This is a genomic window from Streptomyces sp. SID13726, assembly GCF_010548375.1.
GTDB lineage: Bacteria > Actinomycetota > Actinomycetes > Streptomycetales > Streptomycetaceae > Streptomyces.
Window position 1 is genome coordinate 1 of record NZ_JAAGLY010000709.1, and the last position, 404, is coordinate 404.

Genomic DNA, 404 nt, shown 5'->3' on the forward strand with positions numbered 1-404 from the left:
CCCTGTGGCGCAGCGTCTACCTGGTGCACGCCGTGACCCGGCCCGAGCTGATGGAGCTGCTCAAGGACCAGGCCAAGGCGATCAAGGGCGGCAAGCGGATGGGCCTGAAGGGGTTCGCCGAACTCCTCGGCCCGCTCATCGACATCCCCTGGCGCAGCCACAAGAAGCTCGTGACCACCCAGGCGCGCAACGCCTGGAACAACGGCGGCGTGCTCACCCGCGATGTGACCGGCGAGTGGGCCCCGGTCGCCACGCACGACTTCACCACCCTCGTCGAGCCCGCCCTCGCCGGCGACGGGAACGCGAGGTGCACGCTGGCCGTCGCCGGCGGCATAGCGCTCATCGCCGACAAGCTGCTGACCCGGAACGTCGGCTCGGCGCTGCTGGACACCAAGGAGAAGGGC

General features: G+C 70.3%; 1 pseudogene. It reads left to right on the forward strand.

Annotated features, from left to right (window positions below):
- Positions 1-404, forward strand: a pseudogene (locus G3I78_RS49890) (hypothetical protein); the annotation flags it as partial.